Origin of the sequence: Sphingobacterium sp. UBA5789, from assembly GCF_002418355.1 — a bacterium.
Classification (GTDB): domain Bacteria; phylum Bacteroidota; class Bacteroidia; order Sphingobacteriales; family Sphingobacteriaceae; genus Sphingobacterium.
In genome coordinates this window covers 234,977-256,051 of sequence record NZ_DIDX01000006.1, presented here as the reverse complement: position 1 = coordinate 256,051, position 21,075 = coordinate 234,977, and the positions used below count along the sequence as shown (strand labels likewise).

General features: G+C 41.6%; 18 protein-coding genes. 4 read left to right on the top strand and 14 right to left on the bottom strand.

Translation table 11 applies throughout. The features are described from left to right. Positions 1 to 104 precede the first annotated feature (104 nt). From hutH to hutG, 4 genes are read left to right on the top strand one after another with little or no spacing between them, the layout of a single operon-like run. Positions 105 to 1,679: a histidine ammonia-lyase gene (hutH, locus tag B4B65_RS17250; RefSeq protein ID WP_293917266.1), complete on the top strand. Its 1,575-nt coding sequence runs from the start codon at positions 105 to 107 to the stop codon at positions 1,677 to 1,679. A gap of 4 nt (positions 1,680 to 1,683) precedes the next feature. Then, entirely contained in the window at positions 1,684 to 2,943 is a 1,260-nt protein-coding gene (gene hutI / locus B4B65_RS17245) for an imidazolonepropionase (protein ID WP_293917264.1), read from the top strand. Positions 2,944 to 2,954: 11 nt separating this feature from the next. Further along, positions 2,955 to 4,955 (top strand): urocanate hydratase, encoded by a 2,001-nt coding sequence (locus tag B4B65_RS17240; protein ID WP_293917262.1) that lies wholly within the window; start codon positions 2,955 to 2,957, stop codon positions 4,953 to 4,955. Between the two features lie 12 nt (positions 4,956 to 4,967). Continuing rightward, on the top strand, positions 4,968 to 5,951 hold the full coding sequence (gene hutG, locus B4B65_RS17235; RefSeq protein WP_293917260.1) for a formimidoylglutamase: 984 nt from the start codon (positions 4,968 to 4,970) through the stop codon (positions 5,949 to 5,951). 71 nt (positions 5,952 to 6,022) lie between these two features. On the opposite strand, the gene nrdF is transcribed toward hutG, so the two are convergent. The 14 genes from nrdF to ilvN all read right to left on the bottom strand — a co-directional run bounded on the left by nrdF (position 6,023) and on the right by ilvN (position 21,074). After that, on the bottom strand, positions 6,023 to 7,009 hold the full coding sequence (gene nrdF / locus B4B65_RS17230; RefSeq protein ID WP_003000821.1) for a class 1b ribonucleoside-diphosphate reductase subunit beta: 987 nt from the start codon (positions 7,007 to 7,009) through the stop codon (positions 6,023 to 6,025). Between the two features lie 86 nt (positions 7,010 to 7,095). Continuing rightward, complete coding sequence (gene nrdE / locus B4B65_RS17225; protein ID WP_201680701.1) at positions 7,096 to 9,201, bottom strand: class 1b ribonucleoside-diphosphate reductase subunit alpha; 2,106 nt, start codon at positions 9,199 to 9,201, stop codon at positions 7,096 to 7,098. Further along, positions 9,161 to 9,568, bottom strand: coding sequence for a class Ib ribonucleoside-diphosphate reductase assembly flavoprotein NrdI (gene nrdI / locus B4B65_RS17220; protein ID WP_201680700.1), 408 nt, complete (start codon positions 9,566 to 9,568; stop codon positions 9,161 to 9,163). The genes nrdE and nrdI overlap by 41 nt, the downstream gene beginning before the upstream one ends. Positions 9,569 to 9,599: 31 nt before the next feature. Next, positions 9,600 to 9,833, bottom strand: a complete 234-nt coding sequence (locus tag B4B65_RS17215) for a glutaredoxin family protein (protein ID WP_003000813.1) — start codon at positions 9,831 to 9,833, stop codon at positions 9,600 to 9,602. A gap of 535 nt (positions 9,834 to 10,368) precedes the next feature. Continuing rightward, positions 10,369 to 10,887: a DUF2911 domain-containing protein gene (locus tag B4B65_RS17210; RefSeq protein WP_201680699.1), complete on the bottom strand. Its 519-nt coding sequence runs from the start codon at positions 10,885 to 10,887 to the stop codon at positions 10,369 to 10,371. A gap of 359 nt (positions 10,888 to 11,246) precedes the next feature. Continuing rightward, positions 11,247 to 12,500, bottom strand: coding sequence for a threonine ammonia-lyase IlvA (gene ilvA, locus B4B65_RS17205; protein ID WP_349681233.1), 1,254 nt, complete (start codon positions 12,498 to 12,500; stop codon positions 11,247 to 11,249). A 151-nt stretch (positions 12,501 to 12,651) separates the two neighbouring features. Continuing rightward, entirely contained in the window at positions 12,652 to 13,818 is a 1,167-nt protein-coding gene (locus B4B65_RS17200; RefSeq protein ID WP_115168656.1) for a 2-isopropylmalate synthase, read from the bottom strand. 34 nt (positions 13,819 to 13,852) lie between these two features. Further along, positions 13,853 to 14,926, bottom strand: coding sequence for a 3-isopropylmalate dehydrogenase (gene leuB / locus B4B65_RS17195; RefSeq protein ID WP_293917253.1), 1,074 nt, complete (start codon positions 14,924 to 14,926; stop codon positions 13,853 to 13,855). 1 nt (position 14,927) lies between these two features. Beyond that, on the bottom strand, positions 14,928 to 16,394 hold the full coding sequence (locus B4B65_RS17190; protein ID WP_293917251.1) for an ATP-binding cassette domain-containing protein: 1,467 nt from the start codon (positions 16,392 to 16,394) through the stop codon (positions 14,928 to 14,930). Next, the gene (gene leuD / locus B4B65_RS17185) at positions 16,394 to 16,978 is read right to left on the bottom strand and encodes a 3-isopropylmalate dehydratase small subunit (RefSeq protein ID WP_003011456.1); all 585 of its coding nucleotides are present in this window, start codon (positions 16,976 to 16,978) and stop codon (positions 16,394 to 16,396) included. Before leuD ends, B4B65_RS17190 begins: the two co-directional genes overlap by 1 nt. 20 nt (positions 16,979 to 16,998) lie before the next feature. Further along, positions 16,999 to 18,396 carry a 3-isopropylmalate dehydratase large subunit gene (leuC, locus tag B4B65_RS17180; RefSeq protein WP_201680696.1) on the bottom strand — a complete coding sequence of 466 codons (1,398 nt, stop codon included), beginning with the start codon at positions 18,394 to 18,396 and terminating at the stop codon, positions 16,999 to 17,001. Positions 18,397 to 18,490: 94 nt separating this feature from the next. Beyond that, positions 18,491 to 19,972: a ketol-acid reductoisomerase gene (ilvC, locus tag B4B65_RS17175; protein WP_115168659.1), complete on the bottom strand. Its 1,482-nt coding sequence runs from the start codon at positions 19,970 to 19,972 to the stop codon at positions 18,491 to 18,493. Positions 19,973 to 20,007: 35 nt separating this feature from the next. Further along, positions 20,008 to 20,481, bottom strand: coding sequence for a DinB family protein (locus B4B65_RS17170; protein WP_293917245.1), 474 nt, complete (start codon positions 20,479 to 20,481; stop codon positions 20,008 to 20,010). Between the two features lie 2 nt (positions 20,482 to 20,483). Further along, complete coding sequence (gene ilvN, locus B4B65_RS17165; protein ID WP_003000779.1) at positions 20,484 to 21,074, bottom strand: acetolactate synthase small subunit; 591 nt, start codon at positions 21,072 to 21,074, stop codon at positions 20,484 to 20,486. Between the last annotated feature and the right edge of the window lies 1 nt (position 21,075).

The following is a 21,075-nucleotide window of genomic DNA, read 5'->3' as shown; positions in this document are numbered from 1 at the left end:
CTAATTATCAAATATAGCAGGTAAATTTGATAAAGGACAATTTATAGTTATGCATATTTATTATACTGTATGCATATAATCTATTATAAAAACTACATAACGATATGATTAAGCCACTATTTCATTACGGAGAAGATCATCTAAAGGTTTCTATAGCCTTGGCGATAAGCAATGGACAATATACAGGTATACTTACTGAGGAAAGTCGTGAGCGGATCAGGAAGAGTGCGGGATTAGTAGAAAAGATCGTGTCTTCAGATCGTATTGTTTACGGTATTAACACTGGTTTCGGACCGCTTTGTACTACGTTGATCAGTCGTGATGATACCCGATTGCTGCAGGAAAATATTCTAAAGAGTCATGCTGTTGGAGTGGGAGAGCCTATTGATGTTGAATTATCTAAACTCATGCTGATTCTGAAAGCGCATGCTTTGGCCAAGGGATTCTCAGGAATTCAGGAAAGTACCATTGATCGTATTATCTGGCATATTGAACATGATGTAATTCCGGTTGTTCCTAAGCAGGGATCTGTAGGTGCTTCAGGAGATCTGGCTCCTTTGTCACATTTGTTTCTGCCTCTGATCGGTTTAGGGAAGGTGCATTACAAAGGTGAGATACGTGCAACAGGAGAGGTGCTTGCTACATTTGGCGCAGAACCGTTGCACCTGGCTGCAAAAGAAGGTCTTGCACTGATCAATGGAACGCAATTTATTGCGGCTCATGCTGTCAAAGGGGTAGAAAAGTTTCATCAGGTACTGATGCAGGCGGATTTGATAGCCGCTTTGATGCTGGAAGGACTGAATGCATCGATAAAACCATTTTTCAGGGAATTACACGAGCTAAGAGCTTATGCGGGTAATCAATTTGTCGCAGATACCATTTATCATTTACTGGAAGGGTCTGAGATTGTCACCTCTCATGCCAATTGTTCGCGCGTACAGGATCCTTATTCCCTTCGCTGCATTCCTCAGGTTCATGGTGCTTCACGTACTGCCTGGCTGCATCTGAAAGAACTGGTGGAAACGGAAATCAATTCTGTAACGGACAATCCTGTGCTGATTAATGAAGATCTGACCATCAGCGGCGGAAATTTTCACGGGCAGCCTTTGGCAATGGTCATAGACTATGCCTGTCTGGCAGCTTCCGAAATCGGAAATATTGCGGATAGAAGAGTATATTTATCATTGGAAGGCGATACGCCTAATGTTCCTAAGCTTCTGCTGCGTTCTACGGGACTGAACTCTGGTTTTATGATTTTGCAATATACTACAGCTGCTCTTGCAAGCGAAAATAAAGGACTTTGTTTCCCGTCAAGCGCAGATAGTATTCCGACATCTCTGGGGCAGGAGGATCATGTGAGTATGGGGTCTATAGGAGGCAGGAAATTGCTGCAAGTGCTGGATAATGTGCAAAAGATACAGAGTATAGAACTATTGTGTGCTGCACAAGCGCTGGATTTCCATCATCCGCTGAAACCTACACCTGTTGTGGAAGCTGTACACGCACATGTGCGGTCAGCAATTCCTCATCTGGAAGAAGATCAGGCTATGTCAGAAATTATGGAAACAGCACAGGCACTGACATACTCCGGTGAACTGGTAGCTGTAGCAAGAGCAGCAGCAAAACAGGAAAATAAACCTTATCCGGGTAAGGGAAGTAATTTATTTGATGAATTTTAAGGATATGAACTACGAAAATCAATATCGTCTTGTAGGGCCATTCAGAGAAGTGCTGACTATGACCGGTCTGCCGTTAAAAGGTGCCCTGCAAGATCAGCAACTTCATATTGAAAAAAATGCCGGTATTCTTATCCAAGGAGACAGGATAGCACGTATTGCTGATTTTGAATTGCTGCGGTCCGAATCGCAATATCGGGATCTGGAGCTAACGCTTATAGAAGAGGATACTGTCGTGATCCCCGGAATGATTGATGTGCATACACATATTGCATTTGCCGGTACCCGTGCGAACGATTTTGCCCTTCGCAATGCGGGAAGTTCTTACCTGGAAATTGCAGAGAGCGGAGGTGGTATCTGGAGTACAGTCAAGGATACGCGTGCAGCTTCTGCAGCTGATTTGATAGATCTTATTCTGGAACGGGCAGCGGTCTTGATCCGTCAGGGTGTCACAACTATTGAAGTGAAGAGCGGATACGGGCTGAATGTGGAAGAAGAGCTTAAGATTTTACGTGCTATCAAGCAGGCTGCTAAAACCTGCAAAGCAAAGCTGATTCCTACCTGTCTGGCTGCACATACTTTACCAAAGGACTTTGAAGGGAGTCATGAAGCGTATTTAGAAATACTTGTCAATGAGTTATTCCCTGTTCTCCAGGAGGAACAGCTGAGCAATCGAATTGATGCATTTGTCGAGAAAAGTGCTTTCTCTAAGGAGCAGATCAAGCCGTATTTTGAGGCTGCCAAGGCTTTAGGTTTTGATATCACGGTACATGCGGATCAGTTCAGTACTTCAGGAAGTGAAGTCGCTGTTGCATTTGCAGCTAGGAGTGCCGATCATCTGGAGAGTTCGGGAACTGCCGAAATTGAGTTGCTGGCTGCTTCAGATGTTATTCCTGTTGCTTTACCGGGGGCATCTATGGGGATAGGCTGTGCCTTTACACCGGCAAGAAGATTGCTGGATGCAGGTGCAAGTCTGGCTATTGCCACAGACTGGAATCCCGGTTCAGCTCCAATGGGACATTTGCTGACTCAGGCATCTGTACTGGCTTGTTTTGAGAAACTTAGCAATGCGGAGGTGTTTGCCGGGGTAACATACAGAGCTGCAGCAGCTTTGGGATTGTCCGATCGGGGCATGTTGTCCAAAGGTGCTAAAGCGGATTTTGTGTTGTTCCCTACAGATAGCATTAAAGAGATTACATACCATCAGGGTCGGTTGGAACCTGTACAGGTGTGGATAGATGGAGCAGTTGTTTTTGATCATAAATAAAAACCAGAGAGATGACATTTCAGGAAGAGATCTTACAAGGTATTCCAGCGGAATTGCCGGTAGAAAGAAGCAGAAATAGTAAAGTGAGCCATGCGCCAAAGCGTAAGGATATACTGAATAAAGAAGAAAAGAAACTTGCTTTGCGGAATGCATTGCGCTATTTTCCAAAAGAATGGCATGCTGTATTGGGTAAAGAATTTTTAGAAGAACTTGAACAGTACGGGCGTATTTATATGTATCGTTTTATGCCTTCTTATGATCTCTATGCAAGACCTGTAACGGAATATCCTGCTAAAAGCCGTCATGCGGCTGCTATTATGCTGATGATTCAGAATAATCTGGATCCTGCCGTGGCGCAGCATCCGGAGGAACTGATTACGTACGGGGGTAACGGTGCTGTGTTTCAGAACTGGGCACAATACAGACTTACAATGCAATATCTGGCGAATATGGAAGATAACCAGACTCTGCATATGTATAGCGGACATCCGATGGGTTTGTTTCCTTCCTCCGCTTTTGCTCCGCGTGTCATCGTGACAAATGGTATGATGATACCTAATTATTCTAAACCGGATGATTGGGAACGTTATAATGCCTTAGGAGTCACGCAATACGGACAGATGACTGCAGGATCTTATATGTATATCGGTCCGCAGGGTATTGTGCACGGCACGACGATCACGGTAATGAATGCATTGCGTAAAAAGCTGAAAGCAGGCGAAGACACGAAAGGAAAAGTTTTTCTGACATCTGGTCTGGGAGGAATGAGCGGCGCACAGCCAAAGGCCGGAAATATTGCCCGCTGTATTACGGTGTGTGCAGAGGTAAATCCGGATGCTGCTCACAAGCGACATAAACAGGGTTGGGTGGATGAATTATATGAGGATATCGATACACTGGTTGTGCGATTAAAATCGGCAATAGCGCAGCAGGAGGTCGTTTCATTAGCCTATATTGGTAATGTGGTGGATCTGTGGGAACGATTTTATGAAGAAGAAATCTTTGTGACAGTTGGCAGTGATCAGACTTCTCTGCATAATCCCTGGTCGGGTGGTTATTATCCGGTGGAAATTAGTTTTGAAGATGCAAACCGTATGCTTGCAGAGGAACCGGAGCTGTTTAGGCAGAAGGTAAAAGAAACACTGGTAAGACATGTGGAAGCGATCAATAAGCATACCGGAAGAGGAACATATTTCTTCGACTATGGAAATGCGTTTCTTCTGGAATCCGGTCGGGCAGGTGCAGATGTATTTGCAGCAAATGGTACAGATTTCAGGTACTCTTCATATGTACAGGATATTTTGGGGCCTATGTGTTTTGATTATGGTTTCGGGCCATTCAGATGGGTGTGTACCTCAGGGCTTGAAGCTGATCTTCAATTGACGGATCAACTGGCACTTGAGGTTATGCAGGAGTTGCAGGCCGATGCTCCTCAGGATATCGTACAGCAGCTGGAAGATAATATACAATGGATTAAGGCTGCACAGGCGAATAAACTTGTGGTAGGTTCTCAGGCTCGTATATTGTATGCGGATGCGGAAGGAAGGATAAAAATTGCGCAGAAATTTAATGAGGCAGTGAGAATCGGGCGGTTGTCTGCTCCGGTAGTTCTTGGACGGGACCATCACGATGTGAGCGGTACGGATTCTCCTTACAGAGAGACGAGCAATATCTATGATGGCAGTAAATTTACTGCAGATATGGCGATACATAATGTGATTGGTGATAGTTTCCGTGGCGCAAGCTGGGTTTCTATTCACAATGGTGGAGGTGTCGGTTGGGGAGAAGTGATCAATGGCGGATTCGGAATGGTTCTTGACGGAACTTCTGAGGCTGATGAAAAATTAGTACAGATGTTATTTTTTGATGTAAATAACGGTATCGCCAGACGTGCCTGGGCTCGCAATCCGGAAGCCTTATCTGCGATAGAACGTGAATTGCAACGTTCCAAGCAGTTGCAGATTACGCGCGCTTCCCTGGTGGATGATGCTGTTATTGATCATTTATTCTAAAGGTCAGGTAGTATGGGATATTTACAGAACGAAGATTACCAGCCCGGGAATGCCCTTTTGTGGCAGGGAAGGACTGATGGCTCTGATGATGCTTATCTGCGTTGGCATCAGGTTGTTCAATGTATTGATCTTTCGGGTGAAGTGAAGCTGTCACCAGGAAGCTATGTCTTGCTTGGATTCTGTAGTGATGAAGGGGTAAGACGTAATTCAGGACGGGTGGGTGCTGTACAGGGACCAAAATCTATCCGCGAGGTACTGCGTAATCTTCCTGTACATCATGGTGCAGAGGTAACTGTGTATGATGGAGGGGATATCTTGTGTACAGCAGGTAATCTGGAGCGGGCGCAGCAACAGCTCAGTTTAGTGATTCGACAGGTTTTGGAGCTTGGCGGTTTTCCGATTGTACTGGGGGGTGGACATGAAGTCACCTACGCACATTTTCAGGGTGTATCTCAATCTGTCGGAAAATTGAAGGAAATCGGTATTATTAATTTTGATGCACATTTTGATTTACGTGAACCTGTAGACGGGATTGCAACTTCGGGCACAGGTTTCTTTCAGATAGCTGAGGATTTGCACAAGCAGGGTAAACAATTACATTATCTGGCACTTGGCATTCAGAAAATCAGCAATACAAAGGTTTTGTTTGAGACAGCAAATGAGTTTGGTGCCACTTATATCACTGCTGATGAGATGGGGAATTCTTTTCAACAGGAACATATACTTCTTCAGTTGGAACAGTTTATTGCAAAAGTAGACTGTATTTATATGACGATCGATCTGGATGTGTTTGCTGCAGCATATGCTCCGGGAGTAAGTGCTACTGCTTTTTGTGGAATTTTACCGGATCAGCATTTTTTTAAGCTGTTTAATACTATTCTGAACAGTGGCAAGTTAAGATCCTATGATATTGCTGAACTTAATCCTGTATTTGATGTGGATAACAGGACGGCGAAACTGGCCGCTGACCTGATCTTTAAATCAGTATCGGGATAAGGAAGACTTTATTATAACAGAAAAAGCCACTACATATAGTGGCTTTTTCTGTTATAAATTTATGTAAATGGTTATACATTTACTGTTGCATCCATCTGGAAATCTTCATTCATCAAGTGTACGATTTCAGTTGCTTTCTCGTAATTCGTTGATTTTTTAGAGAAGAAGTCATGTTGTGTTGTCTCTGTATTCAAACCATTCAGAACAATTGGGTTGACTTGTTTTACTTCAAAAATCGGATCGAAACCTAAGTTCATCAACGCTTTGTTACCATTGTAACGTACATATTCTTTTACTTCTGCTGTTAATCCTACAACTGTATAGATTTCTTCTGTGTATTTTAATTCATTTTCATAAAGCTCGTTTAATAGGGTAAGAAAACGGGCTTTAACTTCTTCTTTATTTGGAATACGTCTGAAAATATCCTGTGCAATTAATCCTACGAATACACCGTGGATAGATTCGTCTGCAATAATCTTCTTGATGATATCTGCTGAAGCTACCATCTGACCTTGTCCACATAACCAAAGTGGCAGGAAGAAACCGGAGTAGAACAGGAATGATTCTAATAGTACAGAAGCTCCCAGAGCCATGAACAATTCTTCGTCAGTAGGATCTTCTTTATCAATAGAACGGTAATATTTGTCGATAGTCTGCGCTTTAAACTGAAGATGCTTATTCTGCTCTACCCATCCGAACACATCATTGATTTCATTTGTCGTAGATACGGTCGTGAAAATAGTAGAATATGATTTGGCATGGATTGCTTCCATCATACACATATAAGACAATACAGCTTTATTCTGCAAAGAATCGATATGATCAATGATTTTCGGCATTCCGGTGTGACTTTGTAATGTATCTAATAATGTCAGTCCGCCTAATGCTTTTTTGTAACATTCTTTCATATCCCAGCTCAGACCTTTCCAGCTGTCAATATCTTTTGAAGGAATGTATTCGGTATCGATCCAGAACTGTTTTATATTCTGCTCCCAGAACATTAATGCATAATCATTGTCCGGGGTATTCCAGTTTACCGCTCTAATTTTTCTGTTCATGGTGGTATTCGTTAAAAGAAGCCGAATACTAACGACTGTTGTCGTTGATATTCAGCTTCTGTATGAGTTAAGTACTTTTTAAACTTTTATGCTGAACATGATACACACTCATCGATAGTAGATTTACGTGTACGTGTATAATAAAGGGATTTCAATCCTAATTTATGTGCATAGATATAATATTTTGCCAGATCACGTGTCGAATCTTTCGAGTTCGTGTGAAGGATAGTAGATACTCCCTGATCAATATGACGCTGGATAACCGAGATCAGACGCAATACTTTCATCTGGTCCATATCGTATGCCGATTTGAAGTAGAAGTAGTTGTCGTTTGTCAGGTATGGCATCGGATAGTAGGTTGTACTGTCTCCGTATTCACGTACTTCAATAATATCTACAATCGGCATTACTGATGCAGTCGCATTCATGATATATGATGTAGACTGGTTAGGTGCGATTGCCAGACGGTAAGCGTGGTATACACCATGTTCTTTTACCTGTTCTTTCAGTTGTGCCCAATCTTCAATAGTAGGGATATGCATACCTTCGAATAGTTCTTTGACTTTGTCCGATTTAGGCATATAGTCTCTGTTCAGGTATTTGTCGAAATAAGTACCGTCTGCATATGCTGATTTTTCACATCCTACAAATGTTCTCTGACGTTCTTTGGCAATTTCCATAGAGGCTTCCAGAGAATAGTAGTTCATCATCATAAAGAACGTATTCGCAAAATCTAATGCTTCGTCAGATTCGTACATGATAAAGCTTTTTGCCAGGAATCCGTGCAGATTCATTGCTCCCAGACCTACGGAATGTAATTCGCGGTTTGCTTTGGCAATGGATGGAACCATCTCGATATCTGTTACATCAGATACAACTGTCAGGGCGCGCATTGCTGTTTTAACAGTTTCTTTGATGCGTTTGTTGTCCATTACTGTTGCTACGTTCAACGAGCCCAGGTTACAGGAAATGCCATAACGAATGGTATCTTCTTTACCGTAGATGTTGATATCTGAAACTTCTGATACCTGCATGATCTCTGTACACAGGTTAGAGAATTTCACTTTACCCAATCCGTTCAGGGCATGCTCACGATTTGCATTCTCCTTGAAGAAGATATAAGGATATCCTGATTCTTTTTGCGTTTGTGCAATTTTCACCAGTAAGTGACGTGCATTGATTTTTTTCTTCTTGATGTTTGGATTGGTAATCAGTTCCTCGTACATCAGATCCATATCTAATTCGTCCAGATACTGACCATACTCCTGCATTACGGTATGCGGATAGATCAGGTAAGCTGCTTCGTCTTTTTCAGCCAGTTCCATGAATTTATCAGGAACGATGATACCGATAGACAGCGATTTGATACGTACTTTTTCGTCAACGTTGATCTTTTTACAATCCAGAAACTCTTCAATATCCGAGTGAAAGATATTCAGGTATACGGCTCCGGCACCAGGACGTTGTCCTAACTGGTTAGCGTATGAGAACGTGTCTTCCATGATCTTCATGATCGGAAGTACACCTCCTGCTCTTCCTTCCACACCTTTGATCGCTTCACCACGAGCACGGATTTTGGAAATATTGAAAGAGACACCACCACCGATTGATGATAATTTCATTGCAGAATCTACAGCATAACCGATACCGTTAAGGTTGTCACCGATTTCATCAAGGAAACAGGATACCAGCTCTCCGGAACGTTTTTTACCGGCATTCAGGAAAGTCGGGGTAGCAGGTTGATATTCCTGATTGATAAATATCTCGGCATATTCGATCGCTTTAGCGACACCTTCTTCACGTGCTAAGAATAGCGCTACCGCCACTACGCGGTCTTCGTAACGCTCCAGGAATTTTTCACCTGAATCATCACGCAGTGCATAACTCTGAAAGAATTTGAATGCACTCATGAAGGATTGAAAGCGGAATTTCTTAGCGTATACAAAATTAAACACCTCTTCCATTTGTTCGAATGTGAACCATTCGTAAAAATTGATGTAGTAATTCTGTTCAATCAGATAATCAATCTTCTCTTTCAATGTATAGAAGAATACCGTATTCTTGTTGACATATTCCAAGAAATAGGCGCGTACAGCTTCTTTGTCTTTATCTAAGCTATACTCGTCATCATGTTTGATCATGATTTCATTATTAAGCAATATCCAGCTTTTTGCTACCTCGTTCGCTATCATAGTTATGATTCTTTATGATGTCAATAAATTGATTAATATCTTCCATCGTTCCTGACAATTCAAATTTGAATGCCAGAGGGATGTCAAAGTCTGCAGCTATTTTGTCTGCTGCAAGACCGAAATTTCTACCCCAATTGCGGTTTCCGCTAGATGTAACGGAGTTGATCATTGCAGATGCTCTTTTCATAAATAACAGCGTCTGCTCCGGGACTTGTCCGAAATTGGTGGTAAACGTGACCAGATGTCCGGGTTCTTTTACTTCCAGATCTTCTGAGATCTTATGTCCCTGCCAACCGGTGATCTGGGTTAACTTGTCCATAAAACGTTGTACGTTGCCGGTTTTAGAGTCGTAGTAGATGTGTACCATAGCAGTATGTGGTTTAGATTATACCTGCTATTTATTGTGCAATAGACGCTAATTCTTCCGGCTTAAATCCAATGATACGGCTTTTGATCTCTTCGTCTTCCAATACGATGACGGTAGGAACAGTACGAACTTTAAACTTGACAGCTAACTCTGGCTGATCAAAAGGATTGATAGTCTCGTACTGAATACCTTTCTGATCGAGGTATGCCGATACTTGTGCACATGGTGCACAGTCATTTTTTTCAAATTTGATGATTCTTGCCATGATATTAAAGTTAAAAGCCAGACCTTCACTTCAGGTGATAAGTTAGTGTCTGAAGATGATGAAAACGTATAGTCAGGAGGGTATTTCCTCTTGACCTGAACAAATATCAACTATTTTAAATAGGAGGGGTAATGATACTTTTCCACACTAGATCAAAACAAACTGTATAAACTGCGTTCCTGTGTTTGTTTTTTGTAGTAACCGTTTGTTTTTCAGTATATATATAGAATGTGGATAACTTTAAAATTAATTTTGTGGAGTAATTTCTACAGGTAAAACTTGTAAAAATTGATGACAAAATATAGACAAAAAAACGCAGTTAAAATTCGGTTTTTTGCTGTTTTTTTTGAATACTAAATTTAAGATGAGATTTGCAATACTTTTATTTAGAAAAGTACTTTTTTGATGATTTTTTCAGGCGATCTGAAAAGTTTCCCGAAGAGGTTGAGAAAAAGTACAGAAGAGAAGAAAATGAACAGCAGGCAAAAAGATATCAAGATTTTTTTGCCTGCTGCTTTTATTCATGTGAGTCAGATTATTTGACGGCTTTTACTGTAAACGGAACGGCGTGCTCGCCCCAGATTAACTGTACTTTTCCGGATTTATCTGCGCTGATCTTAAACTGTTCCTGTGCCGCATCTGCCGCGGTAGGCGTAACATCTACACGGAGCGCATCTTCACTCTGCTCATATTTAGTACCCCACTGATTCCAGGTTTTGTTAAAGATCAATGTGATCTGCTGTTCTCCGGGAATGCTGTAAAGGCTGTATTTTCCGGCAGGGAGTTCCTGACCTTCTATGGATACATCCTTATTGACTTCAAAAGTGGTGGCTTCATTCGCTCCTGTGCGCCATACTTTGCCTATTGGTGCCACATCGACACCGATCTGACGACCTTTCAGTGAAGGCCGACTGTAATTTACAGCTATTGTAACGCCGTCGTCTGTCGTGATTCTGACACTGTCCGGAGGACTTGGACGTTTGCTCTTGTCTGTCTGCCCGAATGCTGTAGCACCCAGTAATACGAAGAATAATAAGATTGCTTGTGTTTTCATAGTGTTCTAATATACAGTTTGATAGGTTGAAGTTAAGAAAATATTTTTAAGATCAGATCATTAAATTTTTGTACACGAAAGAAACATATAGCTGTGTTACTTTGTCATAACTTTTCTCTCCTTCTAAAGGAGAGATGCCCGAAGGGCAGAGAGGTTAATTATAAAACTGCAAAAACCTCACCCTAACCCTTCCGACATGTCGGAACAGGTTCTCCTTAAAAAGGAGAGGGAATTGGTTTATCAAATAATAAAAGGAGCGTGTATAAAAAGTCAAGTCAAACCCTTTGAGAATCGCATAAAAATGGGGCTATCCAACTTTGGACAGCCCCATTATTTATTAACGAAATATCTGTTGTGGATCAAACGAGATATTCGAACAATGTCTGGTCTTTATTGACTTCTATAACATCAAACTTATATTCTTTCATCCTGTCAATAAGCGATTGATAATCTTCAGGTTTGTTGAGTTCTATACCTACAAGAGCAGGCCCTCTTTCACGTTCTGTTTTCTTAATAAATTCGAAACGTGTAATGTCATCTTTTGGACCTAAAACCTCGGAAACAAAGAGTTTCAGTGCTCCCGGACGTTGCGGGAATCTGACAATAAAGTAGTGTTTATATCCTTCATAAAGCAGAGAAAGTTCTTTAATTTCACTCATCCGGTCAATATCATTATTCCCTCCTGAGATAATGCAAACTACTTTTTTGCCTTTTATTTCTTCTTTATGAAATTCTAATGCTGCTACGGAAAGGGCTCCTGCTGGCTCTACTACAATGGCATCTTTGTTGTAGAGTTCAAGTATACAGGTGCAGATTTTTCCTTCCGGTATAGAACGCGTATCATCAAGTAGCTGACGGGCTATTTCGAATGTTGTCGCTCCAATTTTTTTGACTGCGGCTCCATCAACGAATTTGTTGATCTGACCTAGTTCCACCGGCTCTCCGGCGCTTAATGCGGCTTGCATAGAAGGAGCTCCTTCGGGCTCAACCCCAAAGCATTTGATCGCATTGTCCTTTCCTTTGAGGTAGTGGCTCACACCTGCTGCAAGTCCTCCGCCACCTATAGGAATAAAAACAACATCCAGATCAGGAAGCTCCTGAAGTACTTCTACGGCTACGGTACCTTGCCCCTCTATTACTTTGAGATCATCAAAAGGCGGAATAAAGGTCATGCCATGCTCTTCTGCATAGGTCAATGCTGATTTTTGACAATCATCAAAGGTATCTCCTGTTAATACAATCTCTACATTGCCATTTCCCCACATTTCAGTTTGTGATATTTTCTGCTTCGGAGTAGGTCCGGGCATGAATATTACGCCTTTAATATTGAGTTTTCGACAGGAGAAGGCAACGCCCTGCGCATGATTGCCGGCGCTTGCACATACGACACCACGGTTTCTTTCGTCTTCCGAAAGGCTGACGATCTTATTGTAAGCACCGCGTAATTTGTAGGAACGGACGATCTGCAGATCCTCACGTTTTAAATAGACTTCGGCTTGGTATTTTTCAGAAAGATGTTGATTGTATTGTAATGGGGTTCTGTTAACCACATCTTTTATCTGTTCTAACGTCTGTTCTGAGTTTATGTTTAGGGTTGATAGATCGAAACTCATTGTATAGGTGAAAAGTAAAAAATAAAAAGTCAAGGTTGACGGATTGTAAAGATTACCGTCATTGTGCATGTATTCCGGCAACTGTTTAAAGTAAGTTCTTTAAGAGGTTGCCGCATATGTTACACAATGACGATTATAGTTTCATCTGTTTTTAACCTTGCTTGGAAGTGACCAGTGTGACTAAATCTTCATCACAAATGTCTTTTTTTGCATCAGCCAGCACTAAAAAACGTTGGTAAGTAAGTGCTAATTCTTCTTTTTCCAGTTGATAGCCAAGGCGTTCCAGGTGGTGTTTCAAGGCGTGACGACCTGAGCGAGCTGTCAGGATAATGTCGGCCTCTAAAAGTCCTACATCTTCCGGACGGATAATCTCATATGTTTCTCTATGTTTAAGGAAACCGTCCTGATGAATACCTGAACTGTGTGCAAATGCATTACGTCCTACGATAGCTTTATTCGGCTGTACAGGCATGTTCATCATTTCACTTACCTTTCTGCTGATGTAGGTAAACATCTGGCTATTAATGTTGGAAGTCAGCCCTCCAAATACCTGGTTGTGTACTTTCAGTATCATGGCTACCTCTTCCAGAGAAGTGTTTCCGGCACGTTCACCTATACCGTTGATGGTACATTCTACCTGACGGGCACCGTTTTGTACAGCAGCGATAGAATTGGCGGTAGCGAGGCCTAAATCGTTGTGACAATGTGCAGAAATAATGGCCTGATCAATATTCTTTACATTTTCTTTTAAGAATTTGATCTTCGCGCCATACTGATCAGGCAGACAATATCCGTTTGTATCCGGTATATTGACGACAGTAGCACCTGCAGCAATCACGGCTTCTACCATTTTTGCTAAGTATTCCAGGTCTGCACGTCCTGCATCTTCCGCATAGAATTCTACATCTTCCACATAGGATTTGGCATGTTTGACTGCAGATACCGCGCGTTCCAGAATTTCTTCACGTGTGCTGTTGAATTTATATTGGATATGCAGATCTGATGAGCCGATACCTGTATGAATACGTGGTCTTTTTGCAAATTTCAGCGCCTCAGCAGCCACATCGATATCGTTTTTATTGGCACGGGTCAGTGCACATATAATGACATCGTTTACTGCTTTTGACAACTCGACTACGGATTGAAAATCACCGGGACTGGATACTGGAAAACCGGCTTCGATAACATCGACGCCTAGTTTTTCCAAATCTTTGGCAATTTCAATCTTTTCAGGTGTCGTTAACTGACATCCCGGTACCTGTTCGCCATCGCGAAGAGTCGTATCGAAAATGTATAAATGATTTGGATCGTGTAACATACTTTTAAGTTTTTATGTTTGACCTTGATTAATTCTATTTAATAAACTCTAATACCTTTGCACCCATTTCTTTCGTGCCCAATAGTTTGTCTTCAGGCGTGGAAGCATTTGCAATATCTCCTGTTCTCCATCCTGCTTTGAGGGTGTCAGCTACAGCCTGTGTCAGCTCTTTCGCTTCTGTCTGAAGACCAAAACTGATGTCTAACATGAGCGCTGCAGACAGAATAGAAGCCAGGGGATTCGCTTTGTTTTGTCCGGCGATGTCATGTGCAGAGCCATGTATAGGTTCGAAGAAGCCAGTGCCGTCTCCTACAGATGCTGATGCCAGCATGCCCATTGATCCTGCGATCTGAGAAGCTTCGTCTGTCAGAATATCTCCGAAAAGATTAGCTGTAAGTACAACATCAAATTTTTTCGGATTTTTGACAAGCTGCATCGCTGCATTATCAATAAACATATGTTCAGTCTCTACGTCCGAATATTCTTTTGCCAGTTCCTGTACGACTTCTCTCCACAGACGGGAGGTTTCCAATACGTTGGCTTTATCTACGGAGCACAACTTTTTGCTACGGGTACGCGCTGCTTCGTACGCTTTACGTGCTATACGTTCTACTTCGTAGCGATGGTAATTCATCAGATCTGAAGCAAATGTGTTGTCCTCGTTTCTTTTTTTCTCTCCGAAATATACATCTCCCGTCAATTCTCTGAAAAACAGAATGTCTGTTCCGCGTAACACTTCAGGTTTCAGACTGGAAGCATCTAACAGTTCGTCGAACAGAAGGATAGGTCGTAAATTGGCATACAGACCCAATTCTTTTCTGATCTTTAACAGCCCTTGTTCAGGACGTACTTTTGCTGAAGGGTCATTATCGTATTTAGCATGACCGATAGCTCCGAAAAGAATAGCATCACTGGATTTTGCTTTTTCCAGTGTTTCTGCCGGCAGCGGATCGCCAGTTGCTTCAATTGCTGTATGACCCATAATGGCTTCATCGAAGATGAAATCGTGTCCATACTTTTGTGCAACTTTCTCTAATGCTTTCTTACCCCAGGTCGTGACTTCCTGACCAATCCCGTCTCCAGGGATAATCAATATATTTTTTTTCATGTTATGCGTTTTCTAATGCTGTTTCTACAGCTTTTACTTTTCCGTTTTCTAAAATTATTCTGTTGTCAATACAGGAAGGCAGTTGTGTCTCAAAATGCCCGACATAGATCAGTGTATTGCCATGCGAACAGAGTTCATCTACAATTGCATTGAATTGTTTGGTCTGTTCATAATCCAGACCCTGACAAGGTTCATCCAGAATCAGCAGTTCGGGATTCTTGATGATGGTTCGTGCCAGCAATACTAACCGTTGTTTGCCTAACGGGAGTGTAGACAGCAGCTGATTTTTGTATTCTTTTAAATCAAAAAAAGCTAAAATCTCATCTACTTTTCTTTGTTTTTCGAAGCTCAGATCCCGAAATAATCCTACACTATCAAAAAATCCGGATGCTATGCTTTGCCATACCTTTGCGGTTGCGTCAAAGTACCAGTGCATCTCAGGAGAAATAATCCCTAAGTGTTCTTTAATTTCCCAGATGCTTTCACCTGAGCCTCTTTTTTTACCAAAGAGGGTGATATCATTGGCATAGGCCTGCGGGTGGTCACCATTGATCAGACTGAGCAGTGTTGATTTTCCGGAACCGTTATGTCCCTGCAACAGCCATTTTTCTCCTGTGCGGACTTCCCAATCTATATTTTTGAGAACTTCTTTTTCGTCGTACCGGATGGTCACATTGCGCATGCTTACCATGATGTCTGATGTGACTTTAGGAGGTTGTTGCAGAAATCCTGGTAGAGGTTTGCTGATACGTTCAGCCTCTCTGGAGATTTCTGAAGCGCTGCTTCTAATTTCTAACTGTCCTTCTTGTATTTCGGCGAAACGATTGATACAGGCCGGGTGTTCTTCATCGTTGGAGATCAGAATAAGCGTAACTCCCTTAGACGTCAACTGATTGAATACATTATTCAGTTCATTGCGGGACTGTTTGTCCAGACCAGTATAAGGCTGATCTATAATCAATATCTGCGGTTGCAGCCACAGAGCTTTTATCAATTGGAGTTTTTTGTGTTCTCCGCTCGATAATTCGATTAATTGTGTGTTTTTCTGGTTTTGAAAACCAAATTTGCGGAGGTAAACCTCCAGATCTTCAGGATTCAGATTTTCCTGTTTTCCGTAATGCATAAATTCGGCATATACGGTCAGTGTATCGTTGCCCTGATGTTTGTTGTATCGTTGCTGATAGTAAAAATTACGGTCTCCTTCTAGATTGGTAAACTGGTACCAGTTAGAGACGTATAGTGTTTTTGCAGGAAGGAGGCTGGCACTGTCAAAATGAATGTTGACATTTCCGCTGAATTGTACCTGATCAGCAATAGCTAATGCTAAGGTTGTCTTACCGGATCCGCTTTTTCCTCCTATTAACCAATTTTCGCCCTGTTCAATTTGCCAATTCAAACTCTGCAATACCGATTGATTAGGGTATTGGACAGTTAAATTGGCAATATGGACGACAGGATTTGACATCATTATTTTGATAATTCGTATTTTTCGATCAATTCTTTTTGGTTAAGGATAAAGTCAATATCATCGTAACCGTTGATCAGGCAGGACTTTTTGTAAGGATTAATTTCAAAAGAAGTCTGTGCTCCGTTTTCTACTAATGTGACGGTCTGATTTTCAAGATCTACAATGACTTCTGTATCCGGATTTTTGGTTACTGTTTCAAAAATCGTTTCCAGAAACTCATCGGATACCTGAATCGGCAGTACCCCATTGTTCAGCGCATTTCCTTTGAAAATGTCGGCAAAGAATGAACTGATGACAACATCAAATCCATAATCTTGTATAGCCCATGCTGCGTGTTCACGGCTGGAACCGCAACCAAAGTTCTTACCTGCAACCAGAATTTTTCCTTTATAAGTAGGATTGTTCATCACAAAATCTGCTTTTGGCTGATTATCGCTGTCGAATCTCCAGTCGCGGAATAAGTTATTTCCAAAACCTTCTCTGGTCGTTGCTTTCAAAAAGCGGGCAGGGATGATCTGGTCTGTATCAATATTTTCAATAGGCAGAGGAACTACCGTTGAATTTAGTTTTTCAAATTTTTTCATCTGTTTTTTATTTTCCAGCCTTAAATTAATTCCCGGACATCACTTATTTTTCCTGTTACTGCTGCTGCTGCTGCTGTAAGAGGGGATACGAGCATAGTGCGGGCATTCGGTCCCTGACGACCTTCGAAATTACGGTTGGAGGTAGATACGCAGTATTTTCCGGCAGGAATTTTATCTTCATTCATTCCCAGACAGGCACTGCATCCCGGTTCACGTAACTGGAAACCTGCAGCTTCAAAAATTTTATCCAAACCTTCTTCGATGGCTTGTTTTTCTACTTGTTTTGAGCCCGGTACAATCCATACTTCCACACCTTGCGCTTTTTGTTTTCCTTTTACAAATGACGCTACTTCACGCAGGTCTTCTATACGGGAATTGGTACAGCTTCCGATAAATACATAATCTACAGGTTTGCCTAATACCGGAGCATCATCTGCAAATCCCATATATTCCAGCGCTTTTTTGTACGAAGGCTGTTCTGTTTCCGGCTGTGCTGTAGTAGGAGGAATGCTTTCGCGTATACCCATACCCATACCCGGATTTGTACCGTAGGTAATCATAGGGGCAATATCTTCTGCTTTGAAGGTCAATACGCTGTCGAACTGGGCATCTTCATCGCTGTATAAGGTCTGCCAGTAGGCTAATGATTTGTCCCATTCTTCACCTTTAGGCGCAAATTCACGACCTTTTATATAATCAAAAGTAGTCTGGTCCGGGGCTATAAGTCCGCCACGTGCTCCCATTTCTATACTCATGTTACAGATGGTCATCCGTGCTTCCATGCTTAATTCACGGATTGCAGAACCAGCATACTCGATAAAGTAACCTGTTCCACCTGCAGCAGAGATTTTAGAAATGATGTAGAGGATGATATCTTTTGCACCAACACCGTTTTGCAAGGTTCCGTTCACCTCGATTTTCATCGTTTTTGGTTTTTGCTGTAACAGACATTGTGTTGCAAATACCTGCTCCACCTGAGAAGTTCCGATACCAAATGCAATTGCTCCGAAAGCTCCGTGCGTAGAGGTGTGACTATCTCCACAAACCATTGTCTTGCCCGGAAGCGTAATACCCAGTTCCGGTCCGATCACATGGACGATTCCCTGAAAAGGATGTCCCAGTCCGTAAAGCTGAATTCCAAATTCTGCACAATTTTTGGATAGCATATCCACCTGATAGCGGGATAATTCTTCTTGTATAGGCAGATGCTGATTGAGTGTTGGGACATTGTGGTCGGCAGTAGCTACCGTTTGTTGTGGCCTAAAGACAGGAATACCTCTTTTGCGCAAGCCGTCAAAAGCCTGAGGAGAGGTAACCTCGTGGATCAAATGGGTATCTATGTATAGAATATCCGGAAATCCTTCTTCGCGCTTGACGACATGTGCGTCCCAAATCTTTTCTACTAATGTTTTTGACATTTCTCGTTCTCTCTTTAATTTTATCAATTTAATAAGGGGTGAAATCCGAATTTTGTAATTTCACCCCTTATTTAATAGTCTAAATTACAAAAATTTAAACAGTTTTAATTGTTTTCATCGCAGTCATTGCTTTTCTTAGCACTGCACCGACGATTTCTACAGGGTGCGTACGGATCGCTTCGTTCACTGCGATCAGCTCTCTGTTGTCTACCGCGCCATCTTTACCTTCATTGTAATTCTTTCCAATAATGTCTGTATTAACTGTTTTCATGAAATCAGCTAATAATGGTTTACAAGCATGATCGAATAAATAACAACCATATTCTGCTGTATCAGAGATTACTCTGTTCATTTCGAATAATTTTTTACGTGCAATTGTATTAGCGATCAAAGGAGTTTCGTGTAAAGACTCGTAGTATGCAGATTCAGGTTTGATGCCGGCTTCTACCATTGTTTCAAAGGCCAGTTCAACACCGGCTTTGATGTATGCTACCATAAATACCGCATTATCAAAGTACTCCTGTTCTCCGATTTTGACATCTCCTGCAGGTGTTTTTTCGAATGCAGTTTCACCTGTGGCTGCTCTCCATCCTAATAGATTTTTGTCATTGTTAGCCCAGTCTTCCATCATGACACGGCTGAATTCGCCGGACATAATATCATCCTGATGTTTCTGGAACAACGGGCGCATGATTGTTTTCAATTCTTCAGCAATATCAAATGCTTTGATCTTAGCCACGTTGCTCAATCTGTCCATCATCGCTGTAACACCACCTTGTTTTAAGGCTTCTGTGATGACTTCTACTCCATATTGTACCAGTTTGGATGCGTATCCTGCATCAATGCCTTTTTCGATCATTTTGTCGAATGAAAGGATAGAACCTGTCTGTAACAAACCACAAAGAATAGTTTGCTCACCCATAAGGTCAGATTTTACTTCTGCAACAAATGAAGAACGTAATACTCCGGCACGGTGACCTCCTGTACCTACACAGTATGCTTTTGCTTCAGCAAGACCTTTTCCCTGCGGATCATTTTCCGGGTGAACGGCGATTAATGTAGGAACACCAAATCCTCTCAGGTATTCTGCACGTACTTCTGATCCCGGACATTTAGGAGCGACCATAATAACAGTGATGTCTTTACGGATCTGTGTTCCTTCTTCTACGATGTTAAAGCCGTGAGAATAAGATAATGTTGCTCCTTGTTTCATCAATGGCATTACTGCTTTGATAACAGAAGTATGTTGCTTGTCTGGTGTAAGGTTAATGACAACATCAGCTGTAGGGATCAGTTCTTCGTAAGTTCCTACAGTGAAGTTATTGTCCGTTGCATTTTTCCAGGAGTCTCTTTTTTGCTCAATTGCTTCTTTACGTAATGTGTAAGAAACATCTAAACCGCTGTCTCTCAGATTCAGTCCTTGGTTTAAACCTTGAGCACCACATCCCACAATTACCAATTTTTTACCTTTTAAAGCCTCTACACCATCAGCGAATTCAGTGCTGTCCATGAATTCGGCTACGCCCAATTGGTTCAATTGTTCTCTAAGTGGTAATGTGTTGAAATAATTTGCCATTGTTTTAATTCTTTAATATTTTGTTATTAGGTTGTTTACTTATTTTTGATCATTCGGCGCTGAGCCATTGCATATCCCCAATGAAGATTGTCATGTGCAAGTGTCACCGTCAGTACTTCTTCTATTGTACTCATTTCGGTACCATATGTACTTGTCGAGAAAGGTTGTATACTGGAAAATACCCCATTATGGTAATCTTTTTCCAGTTTGGAAATGGTTTCCAGCGCATACAGTTTTAACGCTTCGATTTCTTCTTTGGATACAGGACGCGTAGGTTTTGTATCTTTTTTGTAATCCTCATTGTATGCTATAGAAGAAGCGTCAGGTAGTATCCCGGTTCTGACATAGCATAGGGATTGTGTGCTGACTACGATGTGACCAAAGTTCCAGATGATATTATTATTGAATCCCTGAGGAATAAAGTTTAGTTCTTCGGTTGTCAGGGAATCAATAAGGGCTAAAAATAGCTTACGGGTCTGAATGATATAGTGAAAAGTATGTGCTATCATGATTACATAGTAAATACGTTGTCTCTCTGATCCAGGTATTCGTTCTCCACGATTTCTTCAGAAGGCTGTTTCTTTTCGAATTGTAATAGTTTGGAGTGGAATCCTGCACTATCTTTAATAATTGCAATGCGGGCTCCCCGTACAAACTCGATCAAACCGTATTTGGTAAGCTCTTCCGTTAATTTATCAATTTCTTCACGGTGACCTGCTGTCTCGAATACTGTATAATCATTTCGGATAACCACAGCAGAAGCACCGTACTGTCTGAGCAGCCTCTCGACTGGTGCTTTTTCAGCAACGATATCTGTCGGTACTTTATAAAGAGCCTGTTCCTGCCAGATCACTTCATCATTAGTATTATAGTATGCCTTTAAGACATCTACCTGTTTTTCCAGTTGACGGCATAATTTGCGTAATACTTCTTCTGTTTCTGTAATGACGATTGTAAACCGGTGAATACCTTCTACTTCTGAAGGAGAAGTGTTAAGACTTTCGATATTGATTTTTCTTCTCGAAAAGATGGTAGAAATTCTACCAATAAGACCGATAGAATTTTCTGTGTATAAGGTGATGGTAAATTCTTGTTTTTCCATT

What these genes read in the sequence shown, in the direction of transcription:
- hutH (WP_293917266.1), top strand. Translation starts at nt 105, where the DNA reads ATGATTAAGCCACTATTTCATTACGGAGAAGATCATCTAAAGGTTTCT.
- hutI (WP_293917264.1), top strand. Translation starts at nt 1,684, where the DNA reads ATGAACTACGAAAATCAATATCGTCTTGTAGGGCCATTCAGAGAAGTG.
- B4B65_RS17240 (WP_293917262.1), top strand. Translation starts at nt 2,955, where the DNA reads ATGACATTTCAGGAAGAGATCTTACAAGGTATTCCAGCGGAATTGCCG.
- hutG (WP_293917260.1), top strand. Translation starts at nt 4,968, where the DNA reads ATGGGATATTTACAGAACGAAGATTACCAGCCCGGGAATGCCCTTTTG.
- nrdF (WP_003000821.1), bottom strand. Translation starts at nt 7,009, where the DNA reads ATGAACAGAAAAATTAGAGCGGTAAACTGGAATACCCCGGACAATGAT.
- nrdE (WP_201680701.1), bottom strand. Translation starts at nt 9,201, where the DNA reads ATGATAGCGAACGAGGTAGCAAAAAGCTGGATATTGCTTAATAATGAA.
- nrdI (WP_201680700.1), bottom strand. Translation starts at nt 9,568, where the DNA reads ATGGTACACATCTACTACGACTCTAAAACCGGCAACGTACAACGTTTT.
- B4B65_RS17215 (WP_003000813.1), bottom strand. Translation starts at nt 9,833, where the DNA reads ATGGCAAGAATCATCAAATTTGAAAAAAATGACTGTGCACCATGTGCA.
- B4B65_RS17210 (WP_201680699.1), bottom strand. Translation starts at nt 10,887, where the DNA reads ATGAAAACACAAGCAATCTTATTATTCTTCGTATTACTGGGTGCTACA.
- ilvA (WP_349681233.1), bottom strand. Translation starts at nt 12,500, where the DNA reads ATGAGTTTCGATCTATCAACCCTAAACATAAACTCAGAACAGACGTTA.
- B4B65_RS17200 (WP_115168656.1), bottom strand. Translation starts at nt 13,818, where the DNA reads ATGTTACACGATCCAAATCATTTATACATTTTCGATACGACTCTTCGC.
- leuB (WP_293917253.1), bottom strand. Translation starts at nt 14,926, where the DNA reads ATGAAAAAAAATATATTGATTATCCCTGGAGACGGGATTGGTCAGGAA.
- B4B65_RS17190 (WP_293917251.1), bottom strand. Translation starts at nt 16,394, where the DNA reads ATGATGTCAAATCCTGTCGTCCATATTGCCAATTTAACTGTCCAATAC.
- leuD (WP_003011456.1), bottom strand. Translation starts at nt 16,978, where the DNA reads ATGAAAAAATTTGAAAAACTAAATTCAACGGTAGTTCCTCTGCCTATT.
- leuC (WP_201680696.1), bottom strand. Translation starts at nt 18,396, where the DNA reads ATGTCAAAAACATTAGTAGAAAAGATTTGGGACGCACATGTCGTCAAG.
- ilvC (WP_115168659.1), bottom strand. Translation starts at nt 19,972, where the DNA reads ATGGCAAATTATTTCAACACATTACCACTTAGAGAACAATTGAACCAA.
- B4B65_RS17170 (WP_293917245.1), bottom strand. Translation starts at nt 20,481, where the DNA reads ATGATAGCACATACTTTTCACTATATCATTCAGACCCGTAAGCTATTT.
- ilvN (WP_003000779.1), bottom strand. Translation starts at nt 21,074, where the DNA reads ATGGAAAAACAAGAATTTACCATCACCTTATACACAGAAAATTCTATC.